Source organism: Xanthomonas sp. NCPPB 1638, from assembly GCF_041475635.2.
Classification (GTDB): domain Bacteria; phylum Pseudomonadota; class Gammaproteobacteria; order Xanthomonadales; family Xanthomonadaceae; genus Xanthomonas; species Xanthomonas cucurbitae.
Genome location: NZ_CM192984.1, coordinates 1,609,591 through 1,629,007 on the forward strand (window position 1 = coordinate 1,609,591; position 19,417 = coordinate 1,629,007).

At 61.3% G+C, this 19,417-nt stretch carries 17 protein-coding genes, 1 tRNA gene and 1 pseudogene; 11 read left to right on the forward strand and 8 right to left on the reverse strand.

All coding sequences use genetic code 11. The annotated features are described in order from the left end of the window. Window positions 1-62 precede the first annotated feature (62 nt). Window positions 63-1,274, forward strand: a complete 1,212-nt coding sequence (gene pheA, locus ACCQ13_RS07000; protein ID WP_159406883.1) for a prephenate dehydratase — start codon at window positions 63-65, stop codon at window positions 1,272-1,274. 120 nt (window positions 1,275-1,394) lie between these two features. Next, window positions 1,395-2,711 carry a 3-phosphoshikimate 1-carboxyvinyltransferase gene (gene aroA, locus ACCQ13_RS07005; protein ID WP_159406884.1) on the forward strand — a complete coding sequence of 439 codons (1,317 nt, stop codon included), beginning with the start codon at window positions 1,395-1,397 and terminating at the stop codon, window positions 2,709-2,711. On the opposite strand, the gene ACCQ13_RS07010 is transcribed toward aroA, so the two are convergent. After that, the gene (locus tag ACCQ13_RS07010; protein ID WP_104601685.1) at window positions 2,695-3,261 is read right to left on the reverse strand and encodes an energy transducer TonB; all 567 of its coding nucleotides are present in this window, start codon (window positions 3,259-3,261) and stop codon (window positions 2,695-2,697) included. The genes aroA and ACCQ13_RS07010 overlap by 17 nt on opposite strands. Window positions 3,262-3,508: 247 nt before the next feature. Next, window positions 3,509-4,168, reverse strand: coding sequence for an energy transducer TonB (locus tag ACCQ13_RS07015; protein ID WP_167526852.1), 660 nt, complete (start codon window positions 4,166-4,168; stop codon window positions 3,509-3,511). A 110-nt stretch (window positions 4,169-4,278) separates the two neighbouring features. Here ACCQ13_RS07015 and serS point away from each other — a divergent pair, with 110 nt between their 5' ends. Continuing rightward, window positions 4,279-5,559: a serine--tRNA ligase gene (serS, locus tag ACCQ13_RS07020; RefSeq protein WP_104601684.1), complete on the forward strand. Its 1,281-nt coding sequence runs from the start codon at window positions 4,279-4,281 to the stop codon at window positions 5,557-5,559. 96 nt (window positions 5,560-5,655) lie between these two features. On the opposite strand, the gene ACCQ13_RS07025 is transcribed toward serS, so the two are convergent. Continuing rightward, on the reverse strand, window positions 5,656-6,234 hold the full coding sequence (locus ACCQ13_RS07025; protein WP_104601683.1) for an FMN-dependent NADH-azoreductase: 579 nt from the start codon (window positions 6,232-6,234) through the stop codon (window positions 5,656-5,658). 101 nt (window positions 6,235-6,335) lie between these two features. On the opposite strand from ACCQ13_RS07025, the gene ACCQ13_RS07030 reads away from it, so the two are divergent. From ACCQ13_RS07030 to ACCQ13_RS07045, 4 genes are all read left to right on the forward strand, one after another. After that, window positions 6,336-7,358, forward strand: a complete 1,023-nt coding sequence (locus ACCQ13_RS07030) for a LysR family transcriptional regulator (RefSeq protein ID WP_104601682.1) — start codon at window positions 6,336-6,338, stop codon at window positions 7,356-7,358. 385 nt (window positions 7,359-7,743) lie between these two features. Then, window positions 7,744-7,833, forward strand: a tRNA-Ser gene (locus ACCQ13_RS07035). A gap of 84 nt (window positions 7,834-7,917) precedes the next feature. After that, a complete protein-coding gene (locus ACCQ13_RS07040; RefSeq protein WP_167526853.1) occupies window positions 7,918-9,402 on the forward strand; it encodes a site-specific integrase in 1,485 nt (494 codons plus the stop codon). Between the two features lie 45 nt (window positions 9,403-9,447). Continuing rightward, window positions 9,448-10,155 carry a hypothetical protein gene (locus tag ACCQ13_RS07045; protein ID WP_159406885.1) on the forward strand — a complete coding sequence of 236 codons (708 nt, stop codon included), beginning with the start codon at window positions 9,448-9,450 and terminating at the stop codon, window positions 10,153-10,155. A gap of 520 nt (window positions 10,156-10,675) precedes the next feature. On the opposite strand, the gene ACCQ13_RS07050 is transcribed toward ACCQ13_RS07045, so the two are convergent. From ACCQ13_RS07050 to ACCQ13_RS07060, 3 genes are read right to left on the reverse strand one after another with little or no spacing between them, the layout of a single operon-like run. Next, entirely contained in the window at window positions 10,676-11,014 is a 339-nt protein-coding gene (locus tag ACCQ13_RS07050; protein ID WP_159406886.1) for a hypothetical protein, read from the reverse strand. After that, complete coding sequence (locus ACCQ13_RS07055; protein ID WP_159406887.1) at window positions 11,011-11,325, reverse strand: hypothetical protein; 315 nt, start codon at window positions 11,323-11,325, stop codon at window positions 11,011-11,013. The genes ACCQ13_RS07050 and ACCQ13_RS07055 overlap by 4 nt, the downstream gene beginning before the upstream one ends. A 45-nt stretch (window positions 11,326-11,370) precedes the next feature. Continuing rightward, window positions 11,371-12,132 (reverse strand): hypothetical protein, encoded by a 762-nt coding sequence (locus ACCQ13_RS07060; protein WP_274392074.1) that lies wholly within the window; start codon window positions 12,130-12,132, stop codon window positions 11,371-11,373. Window positions 12,133-12,243: 111 nt separating this feature from the next. On the opposite strand from ACCQ13_RS07060, the gene ACCQ13_RS07065 reads away from it, so the two are divergent. After that, window positions 12,244-12,588, forward strand: coding sequence for a helix-turn-helix domain-containing protein (locus ACCQ13_RS07065; RefSeq protein ID WP_372372363.1), 345 nt, complete (start codon window positions 12,244-12,246; stop codon window positions 12,586-12,588). After that, window positions 12,585-12,821 (forward strand): hypothetical protein, encoded by a 237-nt coding sequence (locus ACCQ13_RS07070; RefSeq protein ID WP_159406890.1) that lies wholly within the window; start codon window positions 12,585-12,587, stop codon window positions 12,819-12,821. Before ACCQ13_RS07065 ends, ACCQ13_RS07070 begins: the two co-directional genes overlap by 4 nt. Before the next feature lie 15 nt (window positions 12,822-12,836). Here the strand turns inward: ACCQ13_RS07070 and ACCQ13_RS07075 are convergent, their stop codons facing one another. Both ACCQ13_RS07075 and ACCQ13_RS07080 read right to left on the reverse strand, forming a co-directional pair. Beyond that, window positions 12,837-14,237, reverse strand: a complete 1,401-nt coding sequence (locus ACCQ13_RS07075) for a site-specific integrase (RefSeq protein ID WP_159406891.1) — start codon at window positions 14,235-14,237, stop codon at window positions 12,837-12,839. 476 nt (window positions 14,238-14,713) lie between these two features. Next, window positions 14,714-15,013, reverse strand: a pseudogene (locus tag ACCQ13_RS07080) (hypothetical protein); the annotation flags it as partial. Window positions 15,014-15,228: 215 nt separating this feature from the next. Here ACCQ13_RS07080 and ACCQ13_RS07085 point away from each other — a divergent pair. Together ACCQ13_RS07085 and ACCQ13_RS07090 are read left to right on the forward strand one after the other, a co-directional pair. Continuing rightward, window positions 15,229-16,746: a site-specific DNA-methyltransferase gene (locus ACCQ13_RS07085; RefSeq protein ID WP_159406892.1), complete on the forward strand. Its 1,518-nt coding sequence runs from the start codon at window positions 15,229-15,231 to the stop codon at window positions 16,744-16,746. Between the two features lie 2 nt (window positions 16,747-16,748). Beyond that, a complete protein-coding gene (locus tag ACCQ13_RS07090) occupies window positions 16,749-19,391 on the forward strand; it encodes a DEAD/DEAH box helicase (protein WP_159406893.1) in 2,643 nt (880 codons plus the stop codon). The last annotated feature ends 26 nt before the right edge of the window (window positions 19,392-19,417 follow it).

Consider the following 19,417-nt stretch of genomic DNA (forward strand, 5'->3'; position numbering starts at 1 on the left):
ATTTCCAACTGCGGCGAAGGCCGCGCAGGCGCACGCGCCGTCTTTTCGAGGAACGCCCAGCGATGGCACCCAAATCCAGCAAGTCCAGGCCCGCCACCGGCGGTAAGCGTCAATCGGCAGATGCCGCCGGGCAGGCCACAGCGCCCGCGCCGGTGGCCAAGCCGGCCAAGCCGGCCGGCAAGCCCGTCACCGCGGCACCGGTGCTCGCCGATGTGCGCGCCAAGATCGACGAGATCGACCGCACCATCCAGGCGCTGATCGCCGAGCGCGCCAACTTTGCCCATCAGGTCGGCAAGGCCAAGGGCAAGCTGGCCGCTGCCGTGGACTACTACCGCCCCGAGCGCGAAGCGCAGGTGCTGCGCATGGTGGTGGACCGCAACGAAGGCCCGCTCAGCGATGAAGTGCTGGTGCACGTGTACCGCGAAATCATGTCCGCGTGCCTGGCCCAGCAGGAGCCGTTGAAGATCGGCTACCTGGGGCCGGAAGGCACCTTCAGCCAGCAGGCGGTGCTCAAGCACTTCGGGCGCTCGGCGGTGGGCTTGCCGATGGCGACCATCGAAGAAGTGTTCCAGGAAGTGGAAGCCGGCAACGCCGATTTCGGCGTGGTGCCGGTGGAAAATTCCGGCCAGGGCACCATCCAGGTCACCCTGGACATGTTCCTGACCTCCAACCTCAAGATCTGCGGCGAAGTCGAGTTGCGCGTGCATCAGTACCTGCTCTCGCGCAACGGCCGGCTGGACGATATCGAACGCATCTACGCGCATTCGCAATCCTTCGCACAGACCGCCGGCTGGCTGCGTTCGCACCTGCCCAAGGTGGAAAAGATCGCGGTCTCCAGCAATGCCGAAGGTGCGCGCCGCGCGCGTAACGCCGAAGACGCGGCGGCGATCGGCGGCGAGAGCGCCGCGCATGTGTATGGCCTGAAGAAGGTCATCATGAAGTCGATCGAAGACGACGACGACAACACCACGCGCTTCCTGGTGATCGGCCGGCAGATCTTTCCTTCGTCCGGGCACGACCGCACCTCGGTGCTGGTGTTCATCCACGACAAGCCAGGCGCCTTGTTCGACGTGCTCAGCCCGTTCGCGCGGCATGGCATCAGCATGAACCGCATCGAATCGCGGCCTTCGCATCAGGCCAAGTGGGAATACGGCTTCTTCATCGATCTGGTCGGCCATGTGGACGACGAGGCGATGATGCAGGCGCTGGCCGAGCTGGAAGCGCATTCGGCACAGATCAAGGTGCTGGGTTCGTATCCGGTGGCCATCCCCTGAGCCTGCATGCCCGGTTCCGGGCAGTCACCGGCGCGCTGGCGCTTCGGCGATGACGGCGCCGCCATTTCTTATCAAGCGCATCGCCCTATACGGCGATGCCGCAGCATTCGGATCATTTGCATGAGCAGCAGCACCCAACACTGGATCGCGCAGCAAGGCAGTGCCTTGCGCGGCACCCTGGCCATTCCCGGCGACAAGTCGGTCTCGCATCGGGCGGTGATGTTCGCCGCACTCGCCGATGGCGTGTCGCAGATCGACGGCTTTCTGGAAGGCGAAGATACGCGTTCAACGGCAGCCATTTTCGCCAAGCTGGGTGTGCGTATCCAAACGCCATCGGCCTCGCGGCGCATCGTGCATGGCGTGGGTGTGGATGGCTTGCAGCCGCCGTTCGAGGCGCTGGACTGCGGCAATGCCGGCACCGGCATGCGGCTGCTGGCCGGCCTGCTGGCGGCGCAACGCTTCGACAGCGTGCTGGTGGGCGACGAGTCCCTGTCCAAGCGGCCGATGCGGCGAGTGACCGGCCCGCTGGCGCAAATGGGCGCGAAGATCCAGACCCGGGACGATGGCACGCCACCGTTGCAGGTGCAGGGCGGGCAGGCATTGCACGGCATCGACTTCGTCTCGCCGGTGGCCAGTGCCCAGGTCAAATCGGCGGTGCTGCTGGCCGGGTTGTACGCGCAGGGCGAGACCTCGGTGAGCGAGCCGCATCCCACGCGCGATTACACCGAACGCATGCTGTCGGCGTTCGGCGTGGAGATCGACTTTTCGCCCGGCAAGGCGCGCCTGCGCGGTGGCCAGCGCCTGCGTGCCACCGACATCGCGGTGCCGGCCGATTTTTCGTCGGCGGCGTTCTTCATTGTCGCCGCCAGCATCGTTCCAGGCTCGGAGGTGGTGTTGCGTGCGGTGGGCCTGAATCCACGCCGCACCGGGCTGCTGGCAGCGCTGCGCCTGATGGGCGGGGATATCAGCGAGCAACACCATGCCGAACATGGCGGCGAGCCGGTCGCCGACCTGCGCGTACGTTATGCCCCGCTGCATGGCGCGCAGATTCCCGAAGCGCTGGTGCCGGACATGATCGACGAGTTTCCCGCGCTCTTCGTGGCAGCGGCCGCAGCCTCCGGTCAGACCGTGGTCAGCGGCGCGGCCGAACTGCGGGTCAAGGAATCGGACCGTCTGGCCGCGATGGCGACCGGACTGCGCAAGCTGGGCATTCAAGTGGACGAAACGCCCGATGGCGCCACCATTCATGGCGGGGCCATCGGCAGCGGCGTGATCGACAGTCATGGCGACCATCGCATTGCAATGGCCTTTGCGATTGCCGGGCAGCTGTCTACCGGCAAGGTGCAGATCAACGATGTGGCGAACGTGGCCACCTCGTTCCCGGATTTCGACACCCTGGCGCAGGGCACCGGTTTCGGACTCAGCGCTGCGCGCTGAATTCCACCGGCACCTGCACGGTGCTGACCACCGCATGCCCGTCGCGCGTGGCGGGCTCGAAACGCCATTGCTGCAGGCTGCGCACCACCGCCGCATCCAGACGAGGGTCGTTGCTGCCCGCGCGCTCGACGATGGTCACCTCATTCACGCGTCCTTGCACATCCAGCTGCAGCCGCGCAGTCCGGCTGCCTTGCAGACCCGCACGCGCCAGCTCGGCCGGGTAGGTTGGCAATGCATTGCCGGGTAGCGGAATTGCCTCCCCGCTGCTGACCGGCGCGCGCGCCGGCTGGTGCGGCACCATGGTCATCGCGTGGGGTCCATCGGCGCTAGGCAGGATCTGACGGCTGGCCGCCGGCGCAGGGGCGGTATCGGTGGCGAACGATTCGTCGGCATGTCGTGCCCACCACCAGCTGGGAATCACCACCAGCAACGCGACCAGGGTCGCCCACAGCCACGGTGAGGCCCCGTCACTGGGCGTCTCCTGCCTGCGCGCGGTGGCGGCCCTTGGCAAAGCGGGGCGATGCGATGAGGGATTCGAGGTGAAGGACATGGCCGGCCTCCTGGCACATCGGTGGGATGACCGGGCCAGTCTGTTCGGCGTTGCCTGAGGGGCAGCTAAGGCGAGGGCCGTGTCGATGCACGCAAGCGGGGTCGGGATTCAGCTTAGTGACGCTAACGGGACACCCGGCGCAGCGTGCGGTAACCGTTTCAGTTCACGTTTTAACAGTCTTTTACCGAGCATCGGTTGCCGACGCTTGCCGGCTTCGAACTCGCACTACGCGCGCTGTTAGCCCAGCTTACTGCGCCGGCTTGAACTGGAACGGGACATCCAGGCTACCGGCCACCGGCTGGCCGCTGTTCTGCGCCGGATGGAAACGCCAGTGCCGCACCGCCTCCATCGCCGCGCGGTCCAGGTCGCGCGAGCCGCTGCGCTGCACCAGGGTGACCCCGCCCGGATTACCGGCTGCGTCCACATCCACGCGCACGACCACCTCGCCGGCATCGCCGCGCCGCAATGCTGCCGACGGATAGCGCGGTGGCGGCATCTGGCCCTGCATCGGAACCGGACGGTGGCCGCCGGCCACCGGCGCGGCGGTCGGCGTGCCTGGCGCACCAGCAACCGCGTCTTCGGGCAGCGGGGCCGGTGCTGGCGGAGGGGGGGGCGCGGTTTCCACCAGGGCGGGGGTGTCTTCCGGCGGTTTGGCCTGCGGCATATCGCTGGCGCCATCCTGCGCGGGCAACGGCGCCGGCAGCGGTTGGATGGCTTGCGCGTCCGTCGGCGCGCTGGCGCTCGGCGGCGCCGGCGCCGCCTTGTAGAAGTCGTCCTTGCGGCCGGTGGCCCAGACCAACAGGAACAGCAGCAGGCCGGCGCCGAAGGCAATGCCGGCAATTTTCAGGGTATGGCGGGGCAGACGCAGGACGATCTGGCGATCGGACGCAGGGCGGGGCGCGGGCATAGGACTCACCTGAAGGATCGCCGCAATTCTGGCATAGCCCCGGTGAATCGATCGCAGCAGGTGGCGGAACAGGCGATAATCCCAGGCTCCCACTGACACACAGACTTCCGATGCTAGATCCGGCCCTGCTTCGCCAACATCCCGCCGACCTTGCCGAGCGCCTGCGCAGCACGCGCGGCTTCTCCCTGGATACCGCGGAACTGGAGTCGCTGGAGAGCGAGCGCAAGCGCATCCAGGTGCGCACGCAGGAATTGCAGAGTCAGCGCAATTCCAAGTCCAAAGCGATCGGGCAGGCCAAGGCCAAGGGCGAGGATGTCACTGCGCTGATGGCCGAGGTGGCCGGTTTCGGCGATGAGCTCAAGGCCTCCGAAGACGCGTTGGAGATGATTCGCGCCAAGCTGGAAACCATCGCGCTGGGCCTGCCCAACCTGCCGGCCGACGATGTCCCGCACGGCAAGGACGAGGCCGACAACGTGGAGCAGTCGCGCTGGGGCACCCCGCGCACCTTCGACTTTGCGGTCAAGGACCACGTGGAACTCGGCGCGCCGCACGGCTGGCTGGATGGCGAAACCGCCGCCAAGCTCTCGGGCGCACGTTTCACCGTGTTGCGCGGGCCGATCGCGCGCCTGCACCGCGCGCTGGCGCAATTCATGCTCGACCTGCACGTCGGCGCGCACGGCTATGAAGAAACCAATGTGCCGCTGCTGGTCAACGCCGATTCGATGCGCGGCACCGGGCAGTTGCCCAAGTTCGAAGAGGATCTGTTCCAGACCGAAGTGGGCGACTCGCGGCGTTATCTGATCCCCACCTCCGAAGTGCCGCTGACCAATATCGTGCGCGAGGAGATCATCGATGCCGAGCGCCTGCCGCTGCGCATGACGGCGCATTCGCTATGCTTTCGCGCCGAAGCCGGCAGCGGTGGCCGCGATACCCGCGGCATGATTCGCCAGCACCAGTTCGAGAAGGTCGAGCTGGTCACCGCCTGCGCGCCGGAACACAGCGATGCCGAACACCAGCGCATGACCCGCTGCGCCGAGGTGGTGCTGGAACAGCTCGGCCTGCCGTATCGCAAGGTGCTGCTGTGCACCGGCGACATGGGCTTTTCCGCGGTCAAGACCTACGACCTGGAAGTCTGGCTGCCGTCGCAGAACACCTATCGCGAAATTTCCTCGTGCTCCAACTGCGGCGATTTCCAGGCGCGGCGCATGCAGGCGCGCTGGCGCAACCCGGCCAGCGGCAAGCCGGAACTGCTGCATACCCTCAACGGCTCGGGCACGGCGGTGGGCCGCGCCATGATCGCGGTGATGGAGAACTACCAGAACGCCGATGGCTCGATCGACGTGCCGCAGGTGCTGCGTCCGTACATGGGTGGGCTGGAAAAGATCGGTTGATGCCACTTGGGCAGCCCAGGGGCGCGCATCCGCACATGAATCACGCGATTCGCGCAGTGCGCGAAGTGCTGTGACGATGGCTTTGAAACTGCGCGCTCAAGCCAGCACTTCTTCCGGCTGCCGCAGCGCTGCCAGTGCCTGCGCAAGCGCGTCGCTGCGATGCTGCGGCGAGTAGGCAACGCCTTCCGCACGCACGAAGCTCACCTCGGCGATGCCCAGAAAGCCGAATACCTGTCGCAGGTACGGTTCCTGGAAATCGTTGCTCGTCTCGGGATAGATGCCACCACGCGCGCTGGCGATGATGACGCGCTTGCCGCCGGCCAAGCCTTCCGCTCCCGTGGCGGTGTAGCGAAACGTGCGCCCGGCCACCGCGATCCGGTCGATCCACGCCTTCAGCGTGGAGGGAATGCTGAAGTTGTACATCGGCGCCCCGATCACGATGACGTCGGCCTCCAGAAATTGCTGCATCACCTGCTCGGCGGCGGCAGCCTCGGCCGCATCGGCCTGCACCAGCGACTGGCCGGTGAGATGGGGGATCGGGTCCCGGTCCAGATCGCGGTAGCTCACCTGTAGGTTCGGATGAAGCAGGCGCTGCTGCGCCACCACGGCAGCACTGAGTTCGCGACTGATGGAGTTGGCACCCAGGGCGCTGGAATCGAGATGGAGCAGCTTCATGGCGAGGACCTGATGACATGCGGCAGTGCCGCGGAGGGGGGCAGCCTAGGTCGTTGCTCTGTTGGGATAAAGGTGGTTAAATATAACTTATCGTTCTATCCATGGATGTCTGCGCCATGCACGACCTGAATGACTTGTATTACTTCGCGATGGTGGTGGACCACGGCGGCTTCGCCGCCGCCGAGCGCGCGCTCGGCATCCCCAAATCGCGCCTGAGTCGGCGCATCAGCCAGCTCGAAACCGACCTGGGCGTACGCCTGCTGCAGCGCTCCACGCGCCGCTTCGCGGTGACCGACGTGGGCACCAGCGTGCACCGCCATGCCCAGACCATGCTGGCCGAGGCCCAGGCCGCGCGCGAGGTGGTGGATCGTCTCAGCGCCGAGCCGCGCGGTCTTGTCCGGGTGAGCGTTCCTGTCTCGCTCGCGCAGATCCAGTTGCCCAAGCTGCTGCCGGAATTCCTGGCCAAGTACCCCAAGGTGCGGCTGCAGCTCAATATCAGCAACCGCCGTGTGGATGTCATCAACGAAGGCTACGACATCGCCCTGCGCGTGCGTTCGCGCCTGGATGACGACGGCAGCCTGGTGATGCGCAGCTTCGGCCAGGTACAGGAATTGTTGGTGGCCAGTCCCAAGTACCTGGATCGCGCCGGGCGCCCCAAGGACCCCAGCGAACTGGCCAACCACACCACCATGAGCACCAGTGAGGACGAAGCGCACCAACGCTGGGAACTACACGGCCCCAACGGCGAAATGCGCCGCGTGGACCTGCAGCCGCGGCTGGCCGGATTCGACTTCCCGCTGCTGCAATCGATGGCGCGCGATGGCTTCGGCATCACCATGCTGCCGGAAACCGTCTGCGCCGAAGCAGTGCGCAGTGGCGAACTGGAAGTGGTGCTGCCGCACTGGTCGCTGCCGCAGGGCATCTGCCACGCCGTGTTCGCCTCGCGTCGCGGCCTGCTGCCGGCCGTGCGAGTGTTCATCGACTTCCTGGCCGAACACCTGCCGCAGGAGATCGAACGCTCGCGCCTGGATTGCGGCGGCAACTGCGCCGAACTGGCGGAAAAGCTCAAGCGTGCCGCCGGCACTGCGCCGCGCTTGGCAGTGGCCGTGGCCGAGGCTGGCTGAGCAGTGGTGGCCGCAGTCGGCTGAGCACGGTGTTTGGCCGCCGCGGCTGGCGGACCGGTTAGTCGGCAGTCCGCGAGCTGCTCGTCAGTCAGTTCGCTTCAGGCTTCGGCAGGCTGCACGGGTGCGTAGATGCAGCCCGCCAACCACAACGTATAGCGGCCGGCTACTAACAGCGCCGCGTCGCACGGCGACTGCGCCAGCCCCAGAAGCGAGTGGCGTCACCAAGCAGAACGCGCCCGGGCATGCGAGAATGCGCGCCCGGGAGCAATCCTGGGAGTGGTGGATCCGCACAAGATGCCCGTGCGGCTACCGTCAGGCGTCACCCGCGCAACGCGGGCCGCCAGCGTGACAGCCGATGCCTTCGGCGGTTACGCACAGCAGCATCGGAGAGATGGCCGAGCGGTTTAAGGCACCGGTCTTGAAAACCGGCGAAGGGTCAAACCTTCCGTGGGTTCGAATCCCACTCTCTCCGCCAGTCGTTTCCAAGCCATTGATTTTTAATGAGAAAATCTGATTTGGTTTGATTGGAAGGCAGGAAGCATGCACAGGAAACACTCGCATGCGTATCCCTCATCATTTGAGCCGGTCGTCCACCGGCCGCTGGTCGTTCGTCCAACGTGTGCCCGTCGATTTGCAGACCGTGATGGGCTGCCGACTTATCAAACGCACCCTGCAAACGAAGGACTTGGCGCAGGCGCATGTGCGTGCGGTGGTGCTTGGGGCGGGCTATGCTCGGCTCTTCGCACAGTTGAAGGATCAACGCGTGACCAAGCTGAGCAAGACGGACGCTGACCTGCTCATCGCTCGCCTGACGAGCGCCGAGAACCTCCAGGAACTGACGCTCAACCGCACCCGCCAGCCGGATGGCACGGTGGTCGAGCGGTGGGAGATCGACAGCCCCAAAGACCTAAAGCTGTATCGGCAGTTGATGGAGCTGGAAGCAAGGGGTGGGGCACCCACTCAACCATCGCGGCTCCCAGTTGCCGCGTTCAACACATTCGGAGCATCGCAGGCCAGCCCTGTGCGGCAAGCCTCAGTGCCAGCACTTGAAACGATGACCTTGGGCAAGGCTCGGGACGCGTTCCTGGCGACCCTCAAAGGCTCGACGCTGCCCAAGACCTACACCATCAAGAAGACCGCCATCGAGGCGCTGGTGGCGTATCTGGGTCCGAAGGCGAAGGTCCATGCCATCACGCGCTCAGACTTGGCGCGCTGGTATCAAGACATGCGAGAGAAGGGCGCATCAACGCCGACGCTCACGAACAAGCAGAGCTACATCGGTGGCAAAGGTGGCTTCTTCGAGTGGGCCATGGCGTCAGGACACTACCCCCGTGGTGACAACCCAGCCAGCGGGCACGTCAGCTATTCCCAGCGCGAGAAGCGAGCCCGCAAGAAACTGGGCTTCAAGGCGTATGATCGGGCCCAGATTCAGGCGCTGTTTGCGCCCGAGGCGCTGGCCAAGCTGTCCGAGTCCGCCCGCTGGGCGTCGCTCCTTGGACTCTATACGGGGGCGAGGGCGTCAGAGGTCGGCCAGTTGCTGGTCCGAGACGTGTTAGAGGAGGACGGCATTCCGTGCCTCCGCATCTCGGACGAAGGCGAGCATCAGAAAGTCAAAACGGAGGTCAGCCTTCGGACAGTGCCACTCCATCCTGAGCTCCTAAAGATGGGCTTCCTTGAGTGGGTTGGTGGCAAGCGCAAGGCCGGTGAAACGAGGCTGTTCCCGGCGGCTAAGGCCACCGCTGTGAACGGGCAGGGCAATTGGATCACCAAAGCCTTCAGTCGTCACCTGGCGGAGGTGGGGAGGGACTGGGAGCCGGCCAAGCGCGGGTTCCACTCGCTCAGGAAGACGTTTATCCAGGAACTGCAAGGGGCTGGGGTCGTGTCGGAACTGAGGGCTCAGATCGTGGGCCATGAACTCGATGACGAGCACCACTCGACTTATAGCCGACATTTCTCAGTTAAGGAAAAGCTTAAGGGTATTGGGAAACAGTCGCACGGCATTGAAAGCATACGATACCGTCTGACCATATCGCGTGACGGCTAGAATGAAGTTCAAAAGAACTAATGCTGCTGGAAATGGAGGTTCTAAGTGAGATTCATCGCGAATTTGCGCCGTATTTTTTATCGGATTGGTAATGAAGAAATCCATAACCAAAAAATCTTTTTTCAGGTTCGTAGCGATCTTGATGACCTCGACGCCAAAATATCCGAACTCAATATTAAAGTGGATGCACTTAAGGGAATTCCCGGTCAAGTGCAGACTATAGAAGATAGATTAAAAAATTCATTGCTTCCTAAGTTGCATTTTGGCGTAAACCCATTTAGCGTCATGGTTGTTCTGCTAGTAATTTCAATCCTGGCTTCAATTATTGCAGTGGGTGTTAAGTGGGATTTAATTCGCCTCATGGATTTGATGGCATATCTTTTTCCGATACTTGCGGGAGTTTTCGCAGGGCTGGGATTTTATATAAGAAAGCCTGATCTCGACTCGGCTGAAAGTGGGCCAGTCATCACTGAGGTGAATTGTTTCAAGGTATCGGTTCTATTTTTGTTCTTGGGTATTATTTCATATTTGCTATCGAAAGGACTCATCCAAGATGTTGTTTTGTCAGCATTTGGTCTTCTTGGCAGCGGCGTTTCGCTGTTTTCTGTGATCATTAATTCGGGGAGGATGAACAAAGCGCCGACCGTGGCGGATAAGGTATTCAAGCCAATTGTGCGCTTAATTTTTATCCTTAATCTTCTGGCTTCTATCGGCTGGGCACTAATTTTGATAACTAGATTTGACTGGACTTGAATATGCTAGCCAGAGCCACTATGAGGAAAAGTGCGGCTACCGCAGTGACACCGTATATGCCTAACGCAACACATTGAACGTGGCTCAGGTTTGCTAGTCTGGTTCGCACTCTTCTGATCTTGTCGGCTATCATGATTCTTAAATCCGGGTCTACTTGGACACCTTTTTAGCAAGAGTTTGACGCCTGTCAAGCGCGCAGCGATATTGATGTGCTCAAAGGAAGAGGGCGTCAGGGACGACGGTTACGAATGCGCTTATTCAAGATCTAAGCAGGGCGACGACGCCGGCTTTACAGCCAAGCTGGTCACCAAACGCTGGGCCGAGCTCTGAATCCGTGTTCGGCGGGCTGGACCAATTCGAGCTTGAGTTCCGGGGCAGTGCAACGACATCGGGCTTTAGTGCGATGGGCAGCATCATTGGGCTCTCTGAAGCCAACCCTAGTTATGAAAGGCCGCTGGTCTAGTCCTTTCAGCAACGAGGAGGCCCCCAATTAGGGGGCCTTCTTATTTCGTAAACGCTTTTAGGCTTGGGTCAGCTGCACATACATCACAAACAGGAACATCGGAAGACCGCTAATTATGGTCATAGCCCCAAACGCGCCCATCAGGGTGAGCACCGTCATGACCCACCACTGCCACCAGGCGAAACCTTTGTCCCGCGCTTGGGCCACGCGGGCCTCTGCCGGGTAGAGGCGAGCCACCTTCCGGTTTCCGCGTTGGGCCATGACTGGCCCAGCGACGAACCCAAAAGGTCCCAGGAGAAGCAATGCCCCCGAATACCACCAAAAGAACCTGTCCCGTGGGGTCATGAACTTGCGCCGGGCGGGCACCGGCTGGTCAAGCAGAGGAGGCGCGCTCATTTAGCGTAGGCCCTCCAGGTTCCGGATTCCTTGGCATACCTCAGGTTCTTGCTGACGGGGATCGGCACCTGCCGGCCCTCAATGTTGAGCAAGGCTTGGCCACGGGTGTCGCAGCGGTAGCCGTCGGCGCTTTCCGCTTCCACGCACCCCGAGAGCTCGAAGCTTTGAACGTCGGTGACCTGTCCGGCACCGCTGTCTTTCAGCAACCGGACGAACGCCTCTTTGGCATTGTCAGATGATGGCTTGCCGCTGCAGGCGGTCAGGCCCAGGGCCATGGTCAACGCGACCAGGCCGATCCTTGCGTGTTTCATGTCTGTCCTTTAATAGCGAGAGGGATTGGAAAGTAGGAGGCAGGGTTACTTGTCGCGGTTCCCGTCGGACTTGAACCCCGCAATCCACATCCGGGTGTCCTTGAAGGGCGTCAGGAGGCCGGAGGGTCCCGAATGCAGATCCGCGGTCTGGAGGAATCCGGAGACCCACGCCACGCGCAGCGACACGTCCACGGCGCGGTCAGCAACCCCGGGGCGGCTCACGTTGACGACAAAGGGCTGGGCCGGAGGATTGGGGCCGGTGGAGCGCTTGGCGCCCGTGTTGGGCTTGCTGGGAGGCACGCGGACGCCGTTGAGGGTATCCCTGCCTTTCCACAGAGCGGAGGTGTTGAGCTCGGCCGTCTCGCCCAGGTCGTCCGTTTCAGTTACCGCGGCATCGAAGCAGGTGCGGAAGGTTTCGACACTGGGGGCGGTCGGACTGGTCCAGATGCGCGCTTCCACCGTCCAGCAGGGCAGGGAGGCGCCCCATTCGATGAAGGTCAGCGCCACGCGGGGCCAGTCCAGCTTCCCGAGTTGGGCCTGCTGGTGGTTGTCGCCTTTGAATAGGTTCGGCAGCTTCCCGGCGCCATCGATAGGGGTGTAGATCGAGCCCGTCCCCTGGCTGCCGGCCTTGGTGCCGGCGTTCGGCTGGATGCCGACCATCCGCTGGCCCGCGTCCTTCAAGCTGCCGCCGAGCTGGCGCAAGAAGCTAGGCTTCTGCGCCGGCGCGTCTTGTGAGTGGGCGGTGAGTGGCGAGACGAGCGTCAACGCCAAGAGCGCAGCGCGCGCTCCTTGTCCTGCGTGATCCATGCGAAAAGCCCCTGTAGACCGCCGGTCTGGCAGCATTTACGATAATCGCAGATGAGAAGCCCGCTTCCAAGCGGCACACTGAGGGAATTCAGCTTTCGTGCAATCTTCTCGATGCCCAAACCCAAGACACCGGCCACGGTCTATGGCACGCGTCTACGCCATGCGCGGATGGTCATGGGTTGGACCCAAGCCGAGTTGGCGGAGCGCATCGGGATGGTGGACAGCGTCTCGGGAGCGACGCGCGTGAGCCGTTATGAGACGGGGCAACATGACCCGGATCCTGTGACGGCTGAGGCATTAGCGAAGGCGTTGAATCTTCCTGTCGCTTATTTCCACGCCACGTCCGACGTGCTGGCGGACATCATCTTGATCGTGTCTCGGTTGCCTGCCGCCAAGCAGAAAGAGGCGCTGAAGCGTCTGAAGGAGCTCATGGATAAGCCCGAGGTGGAGCGATGAAAAAGTTTGTTTGGCGTTGCCTCATCGCTGCCGCATCGGTTGGATCTCTGCTTTCAGGATTTTTCTGGTTTTTGTCGGCAAGGATGCAGCGCGAAATCATGGAAGCCGCGGTGAGCAATCAGAAGTCTGTCCAAGACCTTTTGCTTCTCTCGGCGGACATGAACTACTGGGCGGCCCTGGGGGCGTTTTGCACCGGGATTGCTCTTGTGCTTTCGGCTCTGTTCGAAGACTGATCAAATTAGCCATTTTCACGGGTAAAACTTGCTCGGATCAGCCAAGCACTTGTCGAACTGACCCCGCTGGTAGCGCGGCAGCTCCACGTTGGGCTGATAAAGCTCTAACGCGCTGATTTGCTTGCTTCGTGTCACCTGCGGTTTCTTGTGCAGGTAGTGCTGGCGCAAGACCTGGACCCGGTCGCGGGGATCGGTGCTGTGGCCTGTGACCAGGGCAATCTCCTTCTCTGGAACATCGTTGACATCAAGCTCGGTGGCAAGGGTATGGCGGAAGGCGTGGAATCCGACGCCCTTGGGGAAGCCGAGGTTCTTCAGGTAGCGCCCGAAGTCCACGACGAACTGCTGGCTGTAACGCGCATTCGTTTCCCCTGTCGTGCGATTCACGCCCGCCGAGAGCAACGGGAATAACCGGGGGTGGCCCGTCTCCTTCATGTCTTCCACGAACTCGAGGAAGCCTGCCTCCAATAACGGCTTGGCGATAGGGATGATGCGCATGCATCCCGCGCCTTTCATGCTTTGTCGGCTGCGCCGCCGTCGCTTTGGGTCTGCGGCCAAGTCTTGGTCCAACGTTTTCTGGAAGGCGATGCACCACACGCCGCGTTCTTCGATGATGTCGGTCAACTTCAGCTGGCACACCTCATTGACGCGAGCACCGGTATACAGGCCGAGCATCGGTGCCCACCAATACTGCGGTTTCTTGGCCCAATGAATGAATGTCGCGGGGTCAAAAATGGCTTGCAGGTCTGCGTCCTCGAACAGGCGGATCGCCTTGTCGGGATCGATGGTGTCGTCCTTCTTGGGCTTTAGGAATGACTTCATCGGTGACAAGTGGATGGCTTGCCCATTGACCAGGTGGTTGAAGAAGGCAACAAGGAATCGGCGGTGGCGTTCCTCGGTGGCAGGCGCCAGCGGCGGCACGTCTTGCTCTTTCCCCAGCGCGATCGCTTCATCAAAGGAGAGGTCCTTCAGCAGCGGATCCGACAATAGGTTCCTTGGGGCCCAGCGCAGCAGCGTCCAGAGCGCTTGGATGTGGTAGTAGTCGACTCGAGCCGCCGAGATATTGCCGCAGGTGAGAAGCAGCAGCTTCAACGTGCGCTCGGTGGACTGGACGGTCTTCGGGTCGAGCTGGCGGCGACGCATGTCCTCCAGGTGGTCTTCGATTTCCTTGGACAATGGGCGCGACGGCGTGCCCATGGGCAACTGCGCAGGGTAGCGCGTGCTGTTCTTCAAGCCGCTCTTTCGTCCGGTTTCGTCGAGCGCGGCAAGGATGCATTCCTGCAGGTTGATGGCCGCTTCCCGGCCTCGGATGATGGCGCGGTCAATGCGGAACCGGCCGATGTGGATGCCTTCCAAGTGCAGGAGGCCGAAGGGCGAAGCGATGTAATCGTTGAGTGCTGCGGAGGGTAGAGCGGTCATGGGTCACTTCCATCGGAGATGGAAGTAGGGATATGACAGGACGAAAATTCGTCAACGGGGGCGATACAAAAATTTGCGGCGGCGGCGAAGTCCTTAGGCGTTGAGGCATAGCCGCTGGGATGCTTACCAGACTCGTCAATCTGTTACCCGGTGAGAAGCCTTACGGGCCAAGCGTTCCAAGGGATTTTTGCTCGGTTTATCGCAGTCAATTGTGTACTGTTTGCAGTAAATAAGCTAACTAAATAGCCTTGAGGGCGCGGCTTTAAGGTGAATATATCTTAAATGTTAGCTTATTATTGTTAGTTTGATTTATTGTTTTAAGGGTGGGGGCGATACCGCTGGCTCAGAAATTCCTGATGCCTAGGGTGGGGGAGACCTGGTGCTTCACGAAACGCCCTTGGTGCGGAGCGGGACCGATGGCCGCTCATCCTGCGGCTCGTCTGAGCAGCGCTACGTCGGCATCTCGATCACTTTGACTAGCGGCCGCCCTGAAACTTGAAGGTGAAGCGAGCGACGGATGCAGCGGATTCCTCACCGACGGGCACTGGTGTGGCGTCCACCAGCGTCAACATGCCATCGGCAACTAGGGCCGGGACGCCCAGCGTGAGATCAGTCTCCTTTGACCAGCCACCACCGAGCACTGTCGCTCTGACGATTAGGCGCCCGGCCTGAATGCATTGAACGTCGGCTGGGCAACGGCTGTCTTCGATGACGCGATCGGGACGCACCCTGGAGCCATCGACCGCCGCAATCTCTCCCAGACGCCCAGGGCCTTCCGGCTAGGCGCTTACGTGCTTTTGTCTGCCCAGGTGGTGGGTGCCGGCGGTAGACTCTGGCCCTGTGAGGTGGAGGCCATACCCAAGCCCACGCTCCCGGTCTCAGGCACTGGGAACGAGCTTTGCGAGGCTTGGCCCCGAAATCTGAACGGCCCGCTAGAATGGGTCGATACAGGCCTCCCCACCACGAGGGCAGGCGCTATGGGGATACATGAATGCCTTGGTTGGAATGGCTGGAACGCCAGCAAGACGTAGAAGCGGCGGGACATACGCCCTATCGGCTCCTGGAGCCCGTTGCCAAACTAGATTACGGGGAGGCTGATGCTTCCAACATGCTCATCGAGGGGGACAACCTCGATGCGCTCAAAGCTTTGCTTCCTTACTACGGAGGCGAGGTCAAGTGCATCTTCATTGACCCGCCCTACAATACCAAGTCAGCTTTCGAGCAATACGACGACAACCTTGAGCACGCCAAGTGGTTGTCGATGATGTATCCAAGGCTGGAAATGCTGCGTGGCCTTATGCGCCAGGATGGCTCGATATGGATCACTATCGACGATAACGAAGGTCACTACCTCAAGGTCATCTGCGACGAGGTTTTTGGTCGCAGTAACTTTATTGCCAACGTCATCTGGCGCAAGAACTACGCGCCTAAGTCTTCGGCTCGCCATTTCTCGGTGGACCACGACCACATATTGGTCTATGCCCGAAACGCCGAAAAATGGACGCCGAATCTGGTCAAGCGCAGCGCGGCCCAGGACAAAATCTACAAAAATCCTGACGCCGATCCTCGAGGTTTGTGGCGTCCCGACAATCTTACGGCACGCAACTCCTACAGCTTGGGCACCTATGGTCTAACCACGCCGGGCGGACGAGTGATCGACGGTCCGCCAAAGGGACGCTTTTGGGCTATCTCTAAGGCCAAGATGGATGAGCTGGATAAGGATAATCGCATCTGGTGGGGCAACGACGGGAACAACGTTCCCGCGCTTAAACGTTTCCTCACCGAAGTAAAGCAAGGCCGCGTCCCCCAAACCTACTGGTCATGGGAGGAAGTCGGACACACCCAAGACGCGAAGAAGGAAAGCGTCATTTTATTTGGGGATGCGCCGTTCGGCACCCCCAAGCCTGAAAAGCTGATGCAACGCATCATCGAAATTGCCACTGAAGAGAACGACTTGGTGCTCGACAGCTTCTTGGGAAGTGGAACGACAACAGCGGTGGCCCAAAAGATGGGGCGCCACTGGATCGGCATCGAGGCTGGCGAGCATGCACAGACCCATTGTCTGCCACGCATGCAAAAGGTGATCGACGGCGAACAAGGTGGGGTTTCTGAAGAACTGAATTGGCAAGGAGGTGGTGGCTTTCGCTACTACAAGCTAGGTCCCACAGTGTTCGATGAAAACGGCCACATTCGTGACGGTATCAGGTTCGAATGGCTCGCGGCGCACGTGTGGTTCGCCGAAACAGGAAGCGCACGGTCCAGCCGCGCTAAGAAGGTGCCTCTACTGGGTGTGCACGAGGGCGTCGCCTACTACCTGCTTTTCAACGGGGTGCTAGGTGACAAGCGCCCTGATGGCGGCAACGTGCTCACACTCAAGGTCTTGGCGGAGCTTGCTGAGCATGACGGCCCCAAAGTCATCTATGGCGAGGCCAGCCGCCTAGGGCCTGAGCGGCTCAAAGCGTTGGGCATCACATTCCGCCAGACCCCATACGACATCAAGGCGCGCTAAACATGGATTTGAAGGACTATCAGAAACGCACGCTCAAACGCCTTGCATTGTTCTTGGCTCAAGCTCGTGTTGAAAGCCCTGCTGCTGCGTTTAACGCAACTGCCGAAGAAGACGCTGACGGCAATCGTGCCAGCTACCATCCCATGCTAGGCGAAGACAAAGCGCCGCTGCCGACGCTTGAAAGCGTCCCATATGTCGCCATCCGGATTCCCACAGGTGGCGGCAAGACGGTGCTGGGCGCGCACATCATTCACCAGACGGCAGAAGTGTTCTTGGAGCGCTCGCATCCGATGGTACTGTGGCTAGTGCCCAGCAAGCTAATCAAGACGCAAACGTTGGAGGCGTTTCGCAATAGCAAGCACCCCTATAGGCGCGAGCTAGATGCGAAGTTTGGCGTAGACAAGGTGGCGGTGTTCGACATTGCCGACCACGGCATGATTCGCCCACAAGACTTGGCAGATAAGCTGGTGCTCGTCATCGGCACCATGGCATCCGCCCGCGTGGACGACACCGAGATCCGGGACTTCTATGCGGACAAAGAGGACCTAGAGCCGCACTTCATCAAGCTGGGGGCCGTGGAAGGGCTGGAACAAAAGGAAGGCAAGGACCGGCCAAAGTTCTCTTTCGCGAACTTGTTGAAGATTCACCGCCCCTTGGTCATCACGGACGAGGCCCACAACGCCAACACCAAGCTCAGCTATAAGGTCTACGAGCGCTTGGCGCCCAGCGCCATCATTGAGCTCACTGCCACGCCTGACATGGTGGCCAGCAACGTCTTGGTGCGTGTGTCGGCGAGCGAGCTCAAAGCCGAGAACATGATCAAGCTACCTGTTGTGCTCAAGGAGCACACGGATGGCTGGGAGGAATGCCTGCAAGCAGCGTTGCAGCGTAGAGCCTACTTGGCCACATTGGCTCCGGGCGAAGAGCCCGACTACATCCGGCCCATCTTGCTCATCCAAGCGGAGAACAAGAACCTCACGGCCACCGTGGAGGTGGTCAAAGAGCATCTGATCAACAACGAGAACATCCCCGAAGCCGAAATAAAGATTGCCACGGGTGAGCAGCGGCAGCTGGACGATGTGGACCTGTTCGATCGCAACACGCCGGTCACGGTCATCATCACCAAGGACGCACTGAAGGAGGGCTGGGATTGCTCGTTTGCCTACGTGCTTTGCTCGCTGACCATGCAACGCTCAGGCACCGCCATCGAGCAGCTATTGGGTCGAGTGTTGCGGATGCCCTATGCCCGCTCACGCAATCATCCCGAAATGAACCAGGCCTACGCGCATGTGGTCAGCCCAGCGTTTGGCACGGTGGCCCAAGAGCTCACCGATGACCTGGAGAAGATGGGCTTCAATCCCGTGGAAGCGGCCCAGTCCATCCATCAGCCCGATTTGCCCCTCAAGGGTGGCGTGGGTGGTGGGCTGCTGGCCCAGACCCTGACGCTCACCTTGCCCAAAGCACCTGACCTCACCGGCATTCCTGCAGGTGATCGGGACAAGGTGAAGGTGGAGACCACCCAAGATCAGAAAGGCTTCCTTGTCACCGTGGAAGGGCAGGTGGACGAAGCCACCCAAGAAGCCATCGTGGAGACCTTGCCAGCGCGCCACCGGCCTGAAGCCAAGAAGCGCCTGGCTCACCACAATGCTCGCGCAGCAGCGGTGAGGGTCACCCCAGCCCAAGAACAAGCTGAGTTTGCTGTGCCCAAGCTCATGCTGGTGCAAGGCAAGCTCACGCTCGAGGTATCTTCGGATCTGTTGCTGGAGATCCATGGTTGGTCCATCAATGACTACCCGGCAAACCTGTCGTCATTCCGATACCAAGAGTCAGCCCGCACCTTCCTCGTGGACATCGATGGTGTGGAAGTTGGTTGGCAGCCAGTGGCGGAGCCCCAAGTCGGCTACATGCTGGGCATGGCCGGCAGTTGGTCCAGTCATGAACTGGTGGATTTCTTGGACCGCCGCGTGCGTCAGCCAGACATCACCCAGGCGGAGTTGGTGGAGTGGATTCGCGCAGGCGTCGCCAGCCTCACAGCCCGCGGCTTTGACTTGGCGCAGCTGGTGCGCGGTAAGTATGTGATTGCCCGCAAGCTCGAGGAGCAAATCGCCAGTGCGCGCTTGTCCGCTTCAGAGTCGAACTACCAAGACACCCTGTTCGCCAATGACGCTCCCGTGCTGGCCAACTTCGACCACGCATTCCGGTTCGACCCCAACGCCTATCCAGTGCGCAATCCGTGCACTGCAAACTACAAATGGCAGAAGCACTACTACGCCGTGCCTGGTGACTTGCCGCACAAGCGCAAGGACAACAGCCTGGCTGAAGAGTTCTTGTGTGCCATTGAGCTGGATCAACTTCCCCAGGTGGAGTTTTGGGTGCGCAACCTAGTGCACGACAGCCAGTTCTGGTTGCCCACGGCCAAAGGGCGAACCTATCCTGACTTCGTAGCCAAGCTCACGGATGGGCGCTTATTGGTTGTGGAATACAAGGGTGGTGACCGGGTGAGCAATAAAGACAGCCAGGACAAAGCTCAAATGGGCCACCTTTGGGCTAAGGCGTCTGGGGGTAAGGCCATCTACTTGATGGCGGTAAAGAAGAGCGATGACGGCTTGTCAGTCGGACAACAACTTGCCAAGGCTGTGAGCTAGCGATGGCCGCTGCCGGCGCCATGATC

What these genes read in the sequence shown, in the direction of transcription:
- ACCQ13_RS07040 (WP_167526853.1), top strand. Translation starts at nt 7,918, where the DNA reads ATGCGTATCCCTCATCATTTGAGCCGGTCGTCCACCGGCCGCTGGTCG.
- ACCQ13_RS07055 (WP_159406887.1), bottom strand. Translation starts at nt 11,325, where the DNA reads ATGAAACACGCAAGGATCGGCCTGGTCGCGTTGACCATGGCCCTGGGC.
- ACCQ13_RS07060 (WP_274392074.1), bottom strand. Translation starts at nt 12,132, where the DNA reads ATGGATCACGCAGGACAAGGAGCGCGCGCTGCGCTCTTGGCGTTGACG.
- ACCQ13_RS07025 (WP_104601683.1), bottom strand. Translation starts at nt 6,234, where the DNA reads ATGAAGCTGCTCCATCTCGATTCCAGCGCCCTGGGTGCCAACTCCATC.
- ACCQ13_RS07070 (WP_159406890.1), top strand. Translation starts at nt 12,585, where the DNA reads ATGAAAAAGTTTGTTTGGCGTTGCCTCATCGCTGCCGCATCGGTTGGA.
- aroA (WP_159406884.1), top strand. Translation starts at nt 1,395, where the DNA reads ATGAGCAGCAGCACCCAACACTGGATCGCGCAGCAAGGCAGTGCCTTG.
- ACCQ13_RS07030 (WP_104601682.1), top strand. Translation starts at nt 6,336, where the DNA reads ATGGATGTCTGCGCCATGCACGACCTGAATGACTTGTATTACTTCGCG.
- pheA (WP_159406883.1), top strand. Translation starts at nt 63, where the DNA reads ATGGCACCCAAATCCAGCAAGTCCAGGCCCGCCACCGGCGGTAAGCGT.
- ACCQ13_RS07050 (WP_159406886.1), bottom strand. Translation starts at nt 11,014, where the DNA reads ATGAGCGCGCCTCCTCTGCTTGACCAGCCGGTGCCCGCCCGGCGCAAG.
- ACCQ13_RS07015 (WP_167526852.1), bottom strand. Translation starts at nt 4,168, where the DNA reads ATGCCCGCGCCCCGCCCTGCGTCCGATCGCCAGATCGTCCTGCGTCTG.
- serS (WP_104601684.1), top strand. Translation starts at nt 4,279, where the DNA reads ATGCTAGATCCGGCCCTGCTTCGCCAACATCCCGCCGACCTTGCCGAG.
- ACCQ13_RS07010 (WP_104601685.1), bottom strand. Translation starts at nt 3,261, where the DNA reads ATGTCCTTCACCTCGAATCCCTCATCGCATCGCCCCGCTTTGCCAAGG.
- ACCQ13_RS07075 (WP_159406891.1), bottom strand. Translation starts at nt 14,237, where the DNA reads ATGACCGCTCTACCCTCCGCAGCACTCAACGATTACATCGCTTCGCCC.
- ACCQ13_RS07090 (WP_159406893.1), top strand. Translation starts at nt 16,749, where the DNA reads ATGGATTTGAAGGACTATCAGAAACGCACGCTCAAACGCCTTGCATTG.
- ACCQ13_RS07085 (WP_159406892.1), top strand. Translation starts at nt 15,229, where the DNA reads ATGCCTTGGTTGGAATGGCTGGAACGCCAGCAAGACGTAGAAGCGGCG.
- ACCQ13_RS07065 (WP_372372363.1), top strand. Translation starts at nt 12,244, where the DNA reads ATGCCCAAACCCAAGACACCGGCCACGGTCTATGGCACGCGTCTACGC.